A 13,906-nucleotide genomic window follows, 5' to 3' on the forward strand; every position below is an offset into this window, starting at 1 on the left:
ATATGAATACCCGCTATCAATTACTCAAAGTGCAACCACTACGAGATTTATTTTAACTAAGCCAAGACTATTACTTGTATGTAAGGGCTGAAAAAGCAGATAATTGCATCCATATAATTAATACACTCACTAAGTAATTTTTTAGCCCTTGCTAAACTTACTTGTCAGTGCGCATTTAAGTGGAACTATTTAATGGAAATTAAAGTTAATTTTCTCGACAACCTCAGACTAGAAGCCAAGTTTGACGATTTCTCTGTGATTGCAGATCAACCAATTCGTTATAAAGGCGATGGCTCTGCGCCAAGTCCATTTGACTACTTTTTAGCATCATCTGCGTTATGTGCTGCGTACTTTATAAAAGTGTATTGTAATGCCCGTGACATCTCGACAGATGGTATTCGTGTTGCGCAAAACAACATTGTTGATCCTGAAGATCGTTATAACCAAATTTTCCAAATTCAAGTAGAGCTGCCTGAAAGCATTTCTGAAAAAGACCGTACCGGTATCCTACGTTCAGTAGATCGCTGTACAGTAAAACGCGTTATTCAAACTGTGCCTGAATTTAAAATCGACGCGGTAGAGAGCTTAGATAATGACGCACAGGCCATGCTAATGGCAAAGCCTGAAGGTAGCGAAAACACCTTTATTTTAGGTAAAGATTTACCGCTTGAGCAAACCATTGCTGATATGACCGCAATTTTAGCTGACTTAGGCATGAAGATTGAAATCTCATCGTGGCGTAATATCGTACCAAATGTATGGTCATTGCATATCCGTGATGCGGCGTCGCCAATGTGTTTTACCAATGGTAAAGGCGCAAGTAAAGAAAGCGCATTATGCTCAGCCCTAGGCGAATTTATTGAACGCTTAAACTGTAATTTTTTCTATAATGATCAATTTCTTGGTGAAGAAATTGCCAACAGTGAGTTTGTGCACTACCCGAATGAAAAATGGTTTAAGCTCACTGATGATGACTCACTGCCACAAGGTATTTTAGACGACTATACACTGAGTATTTATAACCCTGAAGATGAACTGTGTGGCTCACACCTTATCGACACTAACTCAGGTAATGTTGAACGCGGCATTTGCTCAATTCCGTATGTTCGTCAATCTGACGGCGAAACTGTGTACTTTCCTTCAAATTTAATTGAAAACTTATTTTTAAGTAATGGCATGAGCGCAGGTAATAACTTTGCCGAAGCTAAAGTGCAGTGCTTGTCAGAAATTTTTGAACGTGCAGTTAAACGCCAAATTATTGAGCAAGAACTCGTATTACCAGATGTGCCAGACGCAGTACTTGCTAAATACCCAGCTATTGTTGCCGGTATTAAAGGCTTAGAAGAGCAAGGTTTCCCTGTAGTAATTAAAGATGCCTCGTTAGGCGGTCAATTTCCGGTTATGTGCGTTACCCTAATGAACCCAAAAACAGGTGGTGTATTTGCCTCATTTGGCGCGCACCCAAGTTTTGAGGTCGCTCTTGAGCGCAGCTTAACGGAGCTATTACAAGGACGCAGCTTTGAAGGTTTAAATGACGTGCCAAAACCTACCTTTAACAGTATGGCCGTCTCTGAGCCTGAAAACTTTGTTGAACACTTTATAGACTCAACCGGTAAAATTTCATGGCGTTTTTTCAGTGCTAAACATGATTATGACTTTGTTGAATGGGATTTTTCTGGCACTAACGAAGAAGAAACTGCAAGTCTGTTCGGCATCTTGAAAGACTTAGGTAAAGAAGCCTACATAGCGGAGTTTTCAGATATTGGCACCGCGTGTCGTATTTTAGTGCCTGATTATTCAGAAGTTTACCCTGTAGAAGACTTAATTTGGGATAACACCAACAAAGCCCTTAAATACCGTGAAGACATTTTAAACCTGCACAGTTTAGATGAAGATCAACTAGCCGATTTAGTAGAGCGACTTGAAGAAAGCCAGCTGGATAACTACACAGATATTATCACTCTAATTGGTGTTGAGTTTGATGAAAACACAGTTTGGGGCCAGCTAACAATCCTAGAGCTTAAATTACTTATTTATTTAGCATTAGGTGATTTAGAAGCAACGATGGAATTAGTTGAAACCTTTTTACAATTTAACGATAACACGGTTGAGCGCGGGTTATTTTATCAAGCAATGCACGCCACACTCGAAGTGGCACTAGGTGAAGACCTAGAAATTGAAGACTACATTCATAGCTTCACTCGCATGTTTGGGCAAGAAGTAATGGATGCCGTGGTAGGTTCAATCAATGGCGATGTGCTGTTCTACGGTTTAACACCGACCAACATGCAACTTGAAGGGTTAGAGCGTCATCAGCGTTTAATTGACAGCTACAAAAAACTCCACGCTGCACGCGCTGCAAGAGCTAAATAAACTTTATACTGCTTATAATACTCAAATTAAATTTAAGCACCTAGCATTGGCAGGTGCTTTATTTTTTTGTAGCGCAAAGCCAACGACAAACAATGCGCAAGTTCCTTGTTCGGCAATGCTTGCTCAAGCTCAAACACCAAAGCACGATTACCTTGATAGACAAAGGTATCGCCATATAGCTCTTTAAATGTATCGATTAGTTTTGTTTTACAATTAAAATAAATACAAAATTGCTGCGGCGCTTTTTCTTTATAATCGAATCTTATTGTTGAACCACTTTTTGCGATATAACTCGGCTCACCCCATTTAAGTGTTTCTTCAAGCTCGGTGATACCATCTTGCTCAGCAACATAGAATATTAGTTCTCTAACTTGATTTAAAACAACAGCAACCTCAGTTGGGTAGGTAGCAAATTTTTGCTGAACACTCACATCCATCTTATAGTACATAGCAAGTCCTTTTATATTTCAACTGGCTCATACCGGTAATGTCCGGTGATCTTATAACGAAACAATACGTCTTCTCGCTGCGGCCCTGATCCGATATTATGCACTATCAAAGGCGTTTTATTATCTACTGCGTATGTGTTTACCACAATGCCGATATGCGGCAGGTTACCTGGTAGGATCCAGGTGACAATATCACCCGCTTTATAGTTTTCAACATTGTTCGTAATCGGCAGCACAGTGCCATGACGTTTAAAAAAAGTTTGTAAGTTGGGCACTCTGCGATGATCGATATTACTATCGGGCTTAGTTAAAGCCCATATTCTTTTTGAAGGATAAGAAGAAAAGTTATCGCGCATGTCTTCATGCACTAATTGTTGTAAATCAACCCCCAATGAACGGTAGCTACGAATAACCACGTCAGTGCACACGCCAATATTGGCGGGAACATCACCATTTGGATACGCAATTCGATGATATGCGCCATCGTAACGTACATTGTGTTGTGTTCTATCATTTGCGGCGTTTGCCAATCCATCAGTAAATGTATTGCTATAACTAAAAGCAGAAAACAATAGCGGCAAAAACCAAAGTACATAAGTCATAGTCATTCCTGTAAATTTAAACGCTATTTAAACTTCAATAGCTTTAAAATCATGGCTGCTTATTCTCATCCAACATCTTCATTACTCGTTTTAACTCTCGAAGCACCAGCATAGGTTCATCATTTTGAATAAAATGACCGCTTTTTTCTGTTAATACACTACGTCCTTGAGGAAATTCAGCAGCCCAATTCTGCCATATCTCCCCCCACATTATTCGGCCCTTGTCTGTAAAAAACAAATTACTCGGTTCAGCCATTTTGCGCACTGACGCAATAACGGTGACAGGTATATCTTTAATCTGTGGATAGTCTGGTAAGGGCCGTTTACTCCAAAAATCTAAATATTGATTCGACATACCATTTGCCATATCACTTAGTTTTATTTGTGCGATTTCTTTATTACCCTGTTCTAGATTTATGGCACGCAGTATATCTACATCGTGCTCAGAAGAAGGATCGAGCATAAGTAAAGCATTCAGTTGCTGTGGGTATTTTGCGGCAAATTCTCGCGCAACACTGCCGCCATAAGAGTGTGCAGCCAATACTATAGGCTCTGAAATATCCAGCGCCAACAAGAATTCGCTCAGATGCTGTGCATAATCCATTGAAGTGAAATGCCGTTTAATTGCAGTTGAATTACCATTACCAACACGCGAGTATCGAATAACCTTAGTTTGTTCAGCTATGGAACTAAAAACCGAGTTCCAATCATCTAGCCCTGCGCTACCACCTGCCTCTAAAACCACAATTTGCTTACCACTGCCTGCAATTTCATATTGCAACTCAAACTCTCCCACTTTTACAAATGCTGCTTTAACATTTGCAGCAAACAATAAAGAGAGAGTCAGTAACAAGAAGCTATTAGTATTAACACCTAGAGATCTTAACTGCATTGCATTTTCCTTTTACATTTTAGCTTAGGTTTGACTGTTGGAGGTAAAATGCTCACTGAGAATTAGCCTAATTTCAAGCTCGCTTCGCTTGATTTCTTTCATTATCGATTGTCGGTTCATTTCCATAAACAGCCACAGTTTTATTGCAATTTGCATCATTAAACTACTCACAAAACACACTGCCCAAAACAATTGCTGCTCGGAGTTAAAAAATTGATAAGCTGATAATATAAAAATGGCAGTGAATATAAAAGCGAAAAACGTCCCTAGAATAGTCCAAAGTCGCATTTTTCCCTTATATATACCAATTAGTTGTTTAAATAAGCCTGGATCACTCTCTAAAATAGACTCTAAATTGTGTTGCTCTGCTTGCAAACTATGTTTAATTTTTTCATCAAAATTCATCATCATTCTCTCCAATTATTCATTTAACCATACTGCCAACTGAGCTCTTGCCCGATGCAAACGTGACTTAACTGTCCCAACCGCTACATCCGTTATTAAGGCGATGTCACTAATTGACATTTGCTCTAGATAAAATAAGTAGATACTGTGCCGCTCACTATCCGGCAGGTTATTTATTAGTTTGAGTAAATCAATCGATTGCTCATTACTACTTGTCATATCTCTTGTTTGTTCATGCTTATCTGGTTGAAAACTTTCGTAGCCCCTGCTTTGTCGGGTTGTATCTATAAATTTGTGATACACCACTCTAAATAGCCACGCTTTAAATACACTTGGCTCTTTTAGTTTTCGAATATCTTTTGCCACTACAGCCCACGCTTCTTGCGTAATATCCTTTGCTAAATCCGTCTGCTTGCTCAATTTCATCGCGAAGAGAAAGCTTGGTTTGTATAAACAGTTGCATAATGAGTTAAAAGCTAGCTCATCGCCCTGCTGTGCATTAATAACAGTAAGCGTTATTTGCGTCGAATTCATGCAATTCCTTTATCTCTTTTTTACAAGACGGTTTAGCTTGGTAAAAGGTTCGCAACTTTTTATTTTTTACAAAAAAGCCCAAGCAATTGCTTGGGCTCATTGTAAGTTAACGCTTAAACTACTTAGTTACTTTTGCAGTTTAATACCATTAAAGTGCGCTTTTAAATCAGTAACCAGTGTTTGTTTTGGTAGATCGGCAAATGGAGTATCTGCAAATTTACTACCACGTAATTGCACATTTAAACGTGCAGCTTGCGGGTTTAGCATGGTTTGTTTGTAGTAATCTTTAATATCGGCAAGTGTGACCTTTTCGACCTCTGAAATTAACTTTTGTTTTGAGTTAAAATCAAAGTTTTCACGGTACCAATCACCAATCAGCGGGCCCATCTCATCGCTAAGGTTTTTAGGCTGCTCTTTTAACGAGACAAGTGTGGCATTTTTAAGCTGCGCAAAGGTCTCTTCGCTCATGGCTTCAAGCTCCACTGCGTACTGTTTTTTAAACGCTTCAAAACGCGCTTGCATCTCTTTCGGCCCTTTAACGGGGGTTTGGATAAACAAACCTATTGCTGAGTAATCTTCAACTGAACGTGCAAGTGCGCCAACAGCATAGGCTAACTGCTCTTCTGTGCGCATCTTATCAAAGGCAATAGTTCTAAAATGATCTTGCAATACTTGTGCTTGCGCCTTTTGCTTATAACCTGCAATTGGGTGAACTGTCATATCAATAATGGCAACATCAGCCACATCTATGTCTTTTTGTAAAACGATAGTTTCACCTACTTGCGGTAACCACGCTTTACTGCGCGTAAATGACGTTGACTTATGATCTTTCGGTAATATTGCCGTCAGCTCTTTTGCAATTGCTTCAACATCTTGTTGATTGTAGTTACCAAAAGTAAATACACGCAGTTCATTGCGGCTAAACGTTTGATTTTTTAGTTCTTCAAAATCAGCAATCGTCAGTGCTTGGGCTGTTTTGATCAATGCATCCGTATCAAAACTACCAGTGCGTACTAGTTTTGAATATTCACCAAAAGCTTGGTAATAAGGGAACTGCTTTTGTGCATTGAGTAAATCACGTTGGTAGCGATCGAGTGCTTGAGCAAAACCTTGCTCTGCTACTTGTACATCTATGCTTTCAAGTGCCTGCGCAAGTAAAACATTTTGTTTATCTGTAAAGCCGCTCATTGACAAAATAAGGCCATTGCTGTCTTCAAGGCCAACACTCATACCGGCTACAGCTGCTTCAGTGCTGAGTTTACTTTGCTGAAGATTATATAAATCTGCCCATACTGAATACAACACTTTCGCTTTAATATCCACAAGTGCATCAGGAGTATTTAAATAAACTTCTACAAGGCCCTTTGGTTGCTCTGCAAAGTTTTGGCTCGCTTGACGCCATACTTTTACACCGTTTTTATCGTATGTAAGTTCTGGGTGTTTTTGCTCGCTAAATTGCGTGGTTTTAATTGCAAAACTCTCAGGAAGTAAACGATTAACTGTTGGTAATGCTAAGGCAAATTCACTTGGTTTGTTCCAGCTAGCAATTTCACTTTCACCAATTTCTGCTATGCGGTATTTACCATCATAAAAATGCAGTTTTGAGTCCGTTTCTTCTTGCTGTGAGGTGTACCAAATACGCAGTGTTTGCGCATTTAATTGTGCAAGTACTTCATTAATTGCATCTGCATCAAACTGTGCATAATGATATGGCGCATTAATAGCATGATTAAGTGGGTAATCTTGCATGCTGCCCGCTAAGTTACTAACATACCCAAATTCATCGCCTTTTTCTAAAAATTTAAATTCGTTATTAAGCGACGTGCGGATCTCATTAAAGTATTTACTATCAACCCCTTCACGCTTGATCAAGTCAATATATTGCATAATAGTCGCGACAATTGTTTCGCGGTTTTTCATGCCCTCATCAGTCAGCTGAATATCAACCGAAAGCATGCCATAGTTACCATAATGTGTCGGTGAACTACTTGCAGAAAGTTGTGATACCCAGCCCTTATCACGTAAAATTTGTGCTGGGCTTCCTTGCATCTCGTTGCTAAGTAAGTAAGCGACAAAACGGTTTGGTTTAACAGCAAATTCATCGCTATTATCTGTAATTGTAAAATCTAGTTGTAGCTGCTTCACATCTTCATTTGGTGCGTAATGTACGCGTTTTCCGCCAACATTATCAAAGTCTAACTTTTTAGTAACAGTGGGTTTATCAATTTTTTTATCTTCAATATCAGCAAAATATTTTTGTGCTTTCGCTTCCATTTCTGCAAGTGGAAGATTCGAAATCATCGCCACTTTCATAATATTTGCAGAGTAATACTTATTGTAAAAATCAACGGTTTCTTTATGCAGTGAGCTGCCTTCTTTATCGCCTAATGTTTCAAGGTTACCAATTAAAAAGCGGTTTGCTGGGTGATCGCCCATCATTTTACGGGCAAGTTTAAACTGTCCAAAAAAGTCCATTTCACGACGCATTGACCATTCTGCATTGACGGCATTTTTCTCTTTGTCTGTGTACTCAGGGTAAAGCTTTGGTGATTTAAAAAAATCAGCAAAACGATCAAGTCCTTCATCGTAGGCATCGTTATTTACTTTAAACATGTAATTAGTGATATCGAGCCAAGTGTACGCGTTGTGCGCGCCACCATTTTTGGTCATAAAGTCAGAATAACCCTTTGTATCAGGGTAACGCTCGGTGCCTAAAAACAGCATGTGCTCTAGATAATGCGCCATACCTTGTTGACTCATTGGATCATGCAATAAACCAACACCTACACTTAATGCTGCAGCTGATTTTTCAGCACTTGGATCAGAGACTAAAATTACTTCGATTTCGTTAGCAAGCTTGAGTGTTTTATATTCACGGTTATCATTTGGGCTGACAACTAGCGTGTCTGATAACAAAGAGGTTTGCTGTTGAACTGGCGTCGTTGTTGTACCACAACCACTTAATACAGCTAGCGCAATGGCACTTAAAGTAATAATTTTTTTCATAACGGGAATATAATCCATATTTGTTGTCTTGTGAGTATGATCGGTAAACCCAACAGGGCTTGCAATCATTTTCATAAATACTTTGTAACACATTGTGAATTGTAAAAACAAACTGTTAGGCTTAAGAGACTGTAATTATAAGAGGTAATAACAATGGAAAAATATTTATTGCTCGCTATGTTTTGTCAGGTATTGCTGACGTTTGCGGTTATGATCATTATGGGGCGTCGCCGCTTTAGCGCTGCGCGTAATAAGACAATCTCGATGCAAGACTTTGTCACTATGAAATTAGATAAAGCCGGTGATGATGTTCATGTAGCAGGTCGTAACTTTGTTAATCAATTTGAAATGCCCGTATTGTTTTTTGTGGCCAGCTTAGCGGCTTTACAACTCAATGCTACGGGATATGTACTTATTGTATTGGCGTGGTGCTTTGTAATTTCACGAATAATACACAGTATAATTCACTTGGGAGGCAATCGCGTAAAGATGCGTTATTATAGCTTTTTAGTCAGTTGTTTATGTGTATTAGCTATGTGGATTCAAATAGTTACACAAGTCTTTTTGATGTAACGAGCATTTTTATATTTTGCTATCAATAAACCTGATAGCAAAATATACATAAAATTTGGATGGCTATGCTGCGCGACGACGCTTAAAACCAGCAAATAATAAAGGGAGTAATAACCAGCCCATGCTGCCTCCATCTGAGCCACCCGTCGATGGTTTTTCAACTGTATCTATTAGTGTATTTTTAGTTGGGTTTAAATTAACTGATGAATTTTCATCGTTATCTAATACTACAACACTATTTATAGATACTAAGTTTGCTGTAGTAAGTACAGTATCTGTGCTGGCACACTGTTCTTTAGTCACATTGACAACGGGTACTTCACCACAATGCACTAACTCAGCAATGGTATCGAGCACAGCAAAACTGTCAGTGCTTATTTGGCCAAAAACCGTAAAACCACCATTTTGTATATCTAAATTTGCACTGTTATCTTTTAAATTAAAAAACCACTGACTGGTTGCACTATTTTCGTTGCTACCAAGTTTTGCCATCGCAATAGTGCCTTTAACATTAGACAGTTCGGGCTCATTCTGAACAGCAGCAGATGTAGTGATTGCTTTAAAACCCTCATTATAAGTAAAGCCACCCCCTTGGATAATAAAGTCATCAACAGAACGGTGTATTACCGTTTGATTATATGCGTCACTTTGGATGTACTTTAAAAAATTAGCGACTGTTTTAGGGGCTTGTTGATCAAATAGATCTATCTTAATAGTCCCTTGCGATGTTTGCATTTCAACAACCGTCGCATAACTGTTAAAAGATGCTGCGGCTAATAAACTACATAGTAATAATTTTTTCATTTTTGTTATGTTTCCCAAATTTATTTTAATTATTTAACATTTATGAAATGATAATAAACCTTTGCAGCGAAAGCGATAGCTAAGAGCCTGTTTATACAAATAAGAGCAGTTTGATTACAACTTAATTACATTTTGATTGCAGAGCCCTACACTATCTCTTTATTCTTTCATGTTATAACTAGGTTCTTCTTAAGTCTAAATCGTCTGAACAGGCTATTTCTTATTTGTTAGTATTACTCAAATAATAAAAACTAGTCGTAACAGGATACAAAGCAATGTCATACACTACTGAGCATATTTGTGATTTTGGATTGCACAAAGGCGAACCATACACCAAACTGCCCGCCAGCTTTTTAAACTGGATGGTTGGTAATAATCACGAAAAATCAGCGTTTGCACATCAAGAGTTACAAAGACGCCAACTTGCTGCAACAGGAAAATTAACTGCAGAAACTACATTTGAATTAGAATAATTACGTTATTTTAAAAACAAACTAGGTTAAACTACGCGCTTAATCACCAGCAAATATGGACAACACGGGTCACATTATGCGCGTATTTATTACACTCTTTTTATTACTGAGCCTCAGTGCATGTAGTAATAACAATACCCCAACTCAAAAAAAACCAGCAGCCGAAACTCAATATCTCACTGTTTTACATACCAATGATAATCATGGTCGCTTTTGGCACAATGAAAAAGGCGAATATGGTATGGCCGCACGTAAAACATTGATTGACCAACTTAGAAATGACGCAAAAGCTCAGGGTCATGCCGTACTACTTTTATCTGGCGGTGATATTAATACAGGTATACCGGAGTCAGACTTGCAATTTGCAGAACCTGATTTTAAAGGTATGTCATTTATTGGTTATGATGCAATGGCCCTTGGCAATCATGAATTTGACAATCCTTTATCCATTTTAAAAAAACAACAACAATGGGCTAATTTCCCTCTGCTGTCGGCGAACATTTTCGATAAAAAGACTGGAGAAAATGCTTTTCAAGCCTATCAAATTTTCAAGCAACAAGGGTTAACAATCGCTGTTATTGGTTTAACCACAACCGATACAGCAAAAATTGGTAACCCCCAATTTATTGGTGGCCTTGAATTTAAAGAGCCTGTTGAAATAACCAAAGCAGTAGCTCAAAAAATTAAAGTCCGATATCAACCAGATATCACGATTGCCGTCACCCATATGGGTCACTATGTTGATGCTTCATATGGTATTAACGCCCCTGGTGATGTAACCCTCGCACGCTCATTACCTCATGGCACCTTAGACATGATTATTGGGGGTCATTCACAAGAACCAATTTGTATGACTGCTGATAATAAAAGTGATGACAACTTTAAACCAGGCATGGCATGCAAGCCAGACCAACAAAATGGTACTTGGATAATGCAAGCCCACGAATGGGGCAAGTACGTTGGTAAGGCGATGTTCAAAATTGAAAACAAACAGCTTACGTTAATCAACTATGAACTACTGCCAGTTAATTTATACATAGATAAAGTAAACGCTAATGGTATAACTGTTCCCGAGTTAGCAAACGAATACATTACACCAAACCCTGAATTGAAGAGCTTTTTAGCACCGTATCAAGCTAAAGGAGCGAAACAAATCGAGGGGAAAATTGGCTTTGTTAATGCAAAATTAGAAGGCGATCGTAATAAAGTCCGTTATCAGCAAACTAATTTGGCGCGCGTCATTATTCAAGCACAAATGAACAGTGTTAACGCAGACTTTGGCCTTATTAGTGGCGGCGGTGTTAGAGACAGCATTTCGGCAGGTGAAGTAAGCTATAAAGATATTTTAAAAGTACACCCGTTTAAAAACCGCATTACTTATATGGATTGGCAAGGTCAAGATTTATGGGACTATCTTGATATTGTAACGCGTTTTCCGCCTGATTCTGGCGCTTATTTGCAATACCATCAGCTAAGCTTTGAGCGTAATAATGATTCTCTAATTAACGTAATGATAAACGGTAAAGAGTTAAATAAAACGAAAACATACAGAATGAGCCTTAATAGCTACAATGCTTCAGGCGGTGATGGCTACCCCGCCCTTACAGATTTAAAGGGCTTTGTAAGCACTGAGGAAACTGATGCACAAGCCTTAAAACGATTTTTTAGTGAGTACAGCCCTGTAAATGCTGCGGAATTTTCACCTAAATAACCGACTTTGACTATGGTCAACTTGAAATCTCAAATTGACCATAGTCAACCCCACCTCTACTATTTACCGATCACAACAATGTCATCTGCTTTTATATTGACTAGCCCATAGCTATGAAGCCGCGAACGGGATCCTTCTCCATGTGCTTTTGGCGGGTAATACTTATCTTTTAGCTCGGGGTACTCACTGAGTATTTCATCAAGCGCAGCACGAATTTCACTTAATGTTTTTTCTAAACTATTGGTAAAATTAGGTCGTTTACGAATTGTATGACCTAGCTCAATCAAACGGTAAAAATATTTATTAGCAAGTTCAAGGAGCTCAACTGGCACATCTTTATTTTGGTTAAGCGTTACATCAGGGTTATCTATACAAAACTCGATTAGTGCTAAATAAAAACACAACGGCTTGTTAGCTAGAGCAATTTTAATAGCTTTATCTTCGTTCATACCCAGTGTTTTATTTTTCAAATCAATTTCAAACCTGGCATTATTTTTAGGCAACAATTGTTCTTTTTGTTTTTTTAGCGCCAGATAGCGCCTCGATGAATATTTAATTACATCTGCCCATCTTGCAAACAATAAAGCAACAACAAAAAAAGCAATAACAAGATACAGGTCACTCAATAGGAATAAAGGCGTATAAGTCAAAAAAGTTATACTTACACTTTGATCATTCGTTGTAAGCCATTTAATAACCGTTTTAAAGCTTAAATCCTGTGACGATAACATCACATCAGCAATAGCATAGACTTTAACCTTCTCGGTAGGCAGTTCATTGTTTAGCAGTTTAATATAATGTGTAATTTCTTCATGATTACCTGAGTGCTTTAAAAATGCATCTGTTAAATCAAGACGAGGTAAATCTAATGCAATACGTTTTTCGATTTGAGCTATAACGAGCTCGGTACTTTCAAGCTGTTTAAAATAAGTAGATACTTTAAATATGCATAATGAGAAGACGAAAACACACAAAGTGATAATTGAAAATTGTTTATTTTTAATCATCCTTGTCTCCTAAAAATTCAACCTCATCTGCGGAACAATGCCAATATGATTCGGCATGATTAAAGTATGGTGATGTCTGCTGTTTTGAAAGTGTCATAAGACGTGATTGGACAGCACAGAGTAAATCTGTATTTTCGTGCTGCATTTTTAAATACCAACGAGTTCCTGTTATATTATTGCTGATAGGTGTAATGTAATTTTTCGAAAAATGCTCATGATCTTCTTCTTTCCAAAACGATGCTATTAAATCTACACGCCCACTGGCTAATAACTCTCTTAACTCATTATGGGAACTGGCGTAAGTAATATCTAACATTTCAAGATTAAGACCTAGTTCTTTGAATTTCTGCTTCGGTAAAATATGCCCTGAGCGGCTTGTTGGATAATCAAGTAATCCAATACGTTTACCGAAAAAGTACTGCTTATCTACTTTAGGTTTTTCTTTCGCAGATATAAAAAAAGCTGTATAACTTGGAAAGCCGACAATCGGCTGATAATTATAAGTAGATTCTGCTTTGAATGCAGACATAATATTGTTTTTTGCCAAGATCAGATCAGCAATTCCTTTACCAACAAATTCAATGCTATCTGTTGTCCTATACCCCCAAAAACCAACAACCTCACCAAATTGTTTTGCTATAACAGAGTCACCGCATAAACTGTTAATTAACGTGGAGGCTACTTTTTTTGAAGGTGCAAATACAATGAGCTTTTCTTTATTATGTACTGCAGATGTCTGACAGCTATTAGACGTTTGTATTAATGGTTTTATTTCTTTTTTCTCTGAATCTACACTGAACTTTCCACAAATCCAAACTAGCAAAAAAAACAGTAACAAAACAGTAACAAAGGCACTATGTTGTAAAGCGAGTTGTTTTATTTTCAAAAGTTCTACAATCCAATCCGAAGCATATATCTATTTGAACAATTTTAATTACTCATTACAATAGGTAATTTTACTTAAATGACATAAACCATTGAAATAATTAATTTATGAACAAGAAATTATGAATCTAATTGAGTCCTTTCTATTTCTGTCAAAATCAGGACAATTTACATCTAGATACATTGCTCAAA

General features: G+C 37.9%; 13 protein-coding genes. 4 read left to right on the forward strand and 9 right to left on the reverse strand.

Annotation, left to right across the window (positions count from 1 at the left end; genetic code table 11):
• Nucleotides 1-192: 192 nt before the first annotated feature.
• A complete protein-coding gene (locus ACJJVX_RS01955; protein ID WP_054455746.1) occupies nucleotides 193-2,373 on the forward strand; it encodes an OsmC domain/YcaO domain-containing protein in 2,181 nt (726 codons plus the stop codon).
• A gap of 32 nt (nucleotides 2,374-2,405) precedes the next feature.
• Here the strand turns inward: ACJJVX_RS01955 and ACJJVX_RS01960 are convergent, their stop codons facing one another.
• The 6 genes from ACJJVX_RS01960 to ACJJVX_RS01985 form a co-directional block, all read right to left on the reverse strand.
• Complete coding sequence (locus ACJJVX_RS01960) at nucleotides 2,406-2,810, reverse strand: DUF1801 domain-containing protein (RefSeq protein WP_405629859.1); 405 nt, start codon at nucleotides 2,808-2,810, stop codon at nucleotides 2,406-2,408.
• Between the two features lie 23 nt (nucleotides 2,811-2,833).
• A complete protein-coding gene (locus ACJJVX_RS01965) occupies nucleotides 2,834-3,424 on the reverse strand; it encodes a DUF1287 domain-containing protein (protein WP_405629824.1) in 591 nt (196 codons plus the stop codon).
• Between the two features lie 49 nt (nucleotides 3,425-3,473).
• A complete protein-coding gene (locus ACJJVX_RS01970) occupies nucleotides 3,474-4,316 on the reverse strand; it encodes an alpha/beta fold hydrolase (RefSeq protein ID WP_170173616.1) in 843 nt (280 codons plus the stop codon).
• Between the two features lie 24 nt (nucleotides 4,317-4,340).
• Nucleotides 4,341-4,727, reverse strand: coding sequence for a DUF6768 family protein (locus ACJJVX_RS01975; RefSeq protein ID WP_231659066.1), 387 nt, complete (start codon nucleotides 4,725-4,727; stop codon nucleotides 4,341-4,343).
• A gap of 9 nt (nucleotides 4,728-4,736) precedes the next feature.
• Nucleotides 4,737-5,255: an RNA polymerase sigma factor gene (locus ACJJVX_RS01980; protein ID WP_054205965.1), complete on the reverse strand. Its 519-nt coding sequence runs from the start codon at nucleotides 5,253-5,255 to the stop codon at nucleotides 4,737-4,739.
• 126 nt (nucleotides 5,256-5,381) lie between these two features.
• Entirely contained in the window at nucleotides 5,382-8,261 is a 2,880-nt protein-coding gene (locus ACJJVX_RS01985; RefSeq protein WP_405629860.1) for an insulinase family protein, read from the reverse strand.
• 153 nt (nucleotides 8,262-8,414) lie between these two features.
• On the opposite strand from ACJJVX_RS01985, the gene ACJJVX_RS01990 reads away from it, so the two are divergent.
• Nucleotides 8,415-8,834, forward strand: coding sequence for an MAPEG family protein (locus tag ACJJVX_RS01990; protein WP_054455741.1), 420 nt, complete (start codon nucleotides 8,415-8,417; stop codon nucleotides 8,832-8,834).
• Nucleotides 8,835-8,897: 63 nt separating this feature from the next.
• Here the strand turns inward: ACJJVX_RS01990 and ACJJVX_RS01995 are convergent, their stop codons facing one another.
• Complete coding sequence (locus ACJJVX_RS01995; RefSeq protein ID WP_064435972.1) at nucleotides 8,898-9,638, reverse strand: peptidylprolyl isomerase; 741 nt, start codon at nucleotides 9,636-9,638, stop codon at nucleotides 8,898-8,900.
• Nucleotides 9,639-9,913: 275 nt separating this feature from the next.
• Between ACJJVX_RS01995 and ACJJVX_RS02000 the strand changes: the two genes are divergently transcribed.
• Both ACJJVX_RS02000 and ushA read left to right on the forward strand, forming a co-directional pair.
• Nucleotides 9,914-10,111, forward strand: coding sequence for a hypothetical protein (locus tag ACJJVX_RS02000; RefSeq protein ID WP_054205962.1), 198 nt, complete (start codon nucleotides 9,914-9,916; stop codon nucleotides 10,109-10,111).
• Nucleotides 10,112-10,187: 76 nt separating this feature from the next.
• Nucleotides 10,188-11,822, forward strand: coding sequence for a bifunctional UDP-sugar hydrolase/5'-nucleotidase UshA (gene ushA, locus ACJJVX_RS02005; protein WP_405629829.1), 1,635 nt, complete (start codon nucleotides 10,188-10,190; stop codon nucleotides 11,820-11,822).
• Between the two features lie 59 nt (nucleotides 11,823-11,881).
• Here the strand turns inward: ushA and ACJJVX_RS02010 are convergent, their stop codons facing one another.
• Entirely contained in the window at nucleotides 11,882-12,829 is a 948-nt protein-coding gene (locus tag ACJJVX_RS02010; RefSeq protein ID WP_405629831.1) for a hypothetical protein, read from the reverse strand.
• Entirely contained in the window at nucleotides 12,822-13,715 is an 894-nt protein-coding gene (locus ACJJVX_RS02015; protein WP_212760659.1) for a hypothetical protein, read from the reverse strand. The genes ACJJVX_RS02010 and ACJJVX_RS02015 overlap by 8 nt, the downstream gene beginning before the upstream one ends.
• Between the last annotated feature and the right edge of the window lie 191 nt (nucleotides 13,716-13,906).

The organism is Pseudoalteromonas sp. Ld20 (genome assembly GCF_045064175.1).
GTDB classification, from domain to species: Bacteria; Pseudomonadota; Gammaproteobacteria; order Enterobacterales; family Alteromonadaceae; genus Pseudoalteromonas; species Pseudoalteromonas neustonica.

Bases quoted from the DNA above. Each gene is read 5' to 3' on its own strand.
- ACJJVX_RS01955 (WP_054455746.1), top strand. From the start codon at position 193: ATGGAAATTAAAGTTAATTTTCTCGACAACCTCAGACTAGAAGCCAAG.
- ACJJVX_RS01960 (WP_405629859.1), bottom strand. From the start codon at position 2,810: ATGGATGTGAGTGTTCAGCAAAAATTTGCTACCTACCCAACTGAGGTT.
- ACJJVX_RS01965 (WP_405629824.1), bottom strand. From the start codon at position 3,424: ATGACTTATGTACTTTGGTTTTTGCCGCTATTGTTTTCTGCTTTTAGT.
- ACJJVX_RS01970 (WP_170173616.1), bottom strand. From the start codon at position 4,316: ATGCAGTTAAGATCTCTAGGTGTTAATACTAATAGCTTCTTGTTACTG.
- ACJJVX_RS01975 (WP_231659066.1), bottom strand. From the start codon at position 4,727: ATGATGATGAATTTTGATGAAAAAATTAAACATAGTTTGCAAGCAGAG.
- ACJJVX_RS01980 (WP_054205965.1), bottom strand. From the start codon at position 5,255: ATGAATTCGACGCAAATAACGCTTACTGTTATTAATGCACAGCAGGGC.
- ACJJVX_RS01985 (WP_405629860.1), bottom strand. From the start codon at position 8,261: ATGAAAAAAATTATTACTTTAAGTGCCATTGCGCTAGCTGTATTAAGT.
- ACJJVX_RS01990 (WP_054455741.1), top strand. From the start codon at position 8,415: ATGGAAAAATATTTATTGCTCGCTATGTTTTGTCAGGTATTGCTGACG.
- ACJJVX_RS01995 (WP_064435972.1), bottom strand. From the start codon at position 9,638: ATGAAAAAATTATTACTATGTAGTTTATTAGCCGCAGCATCTTTTAAC.
- ACJJVX_RS02000 (WP_054205962.1), top strand. From the start codon at position 9,914: ATGTCATACACTACTGAGCATATTTGTGATTTTGGATTGCACAAAGGC.
- ushA (WP_405629829.1), top strand. From the start codon at position 10,188: ATGCGCGTATTTATTACACTCTTTTTATTACTGAGCCTCAGTGCATGT.
- ACJJVX_RS02010 (WP_405629831.1), bottom strand. From the start codon at position 12,829: ATGATTAAAAATAAACAATTTTCAATTATCACTTTGTGTGTTTTCGTC.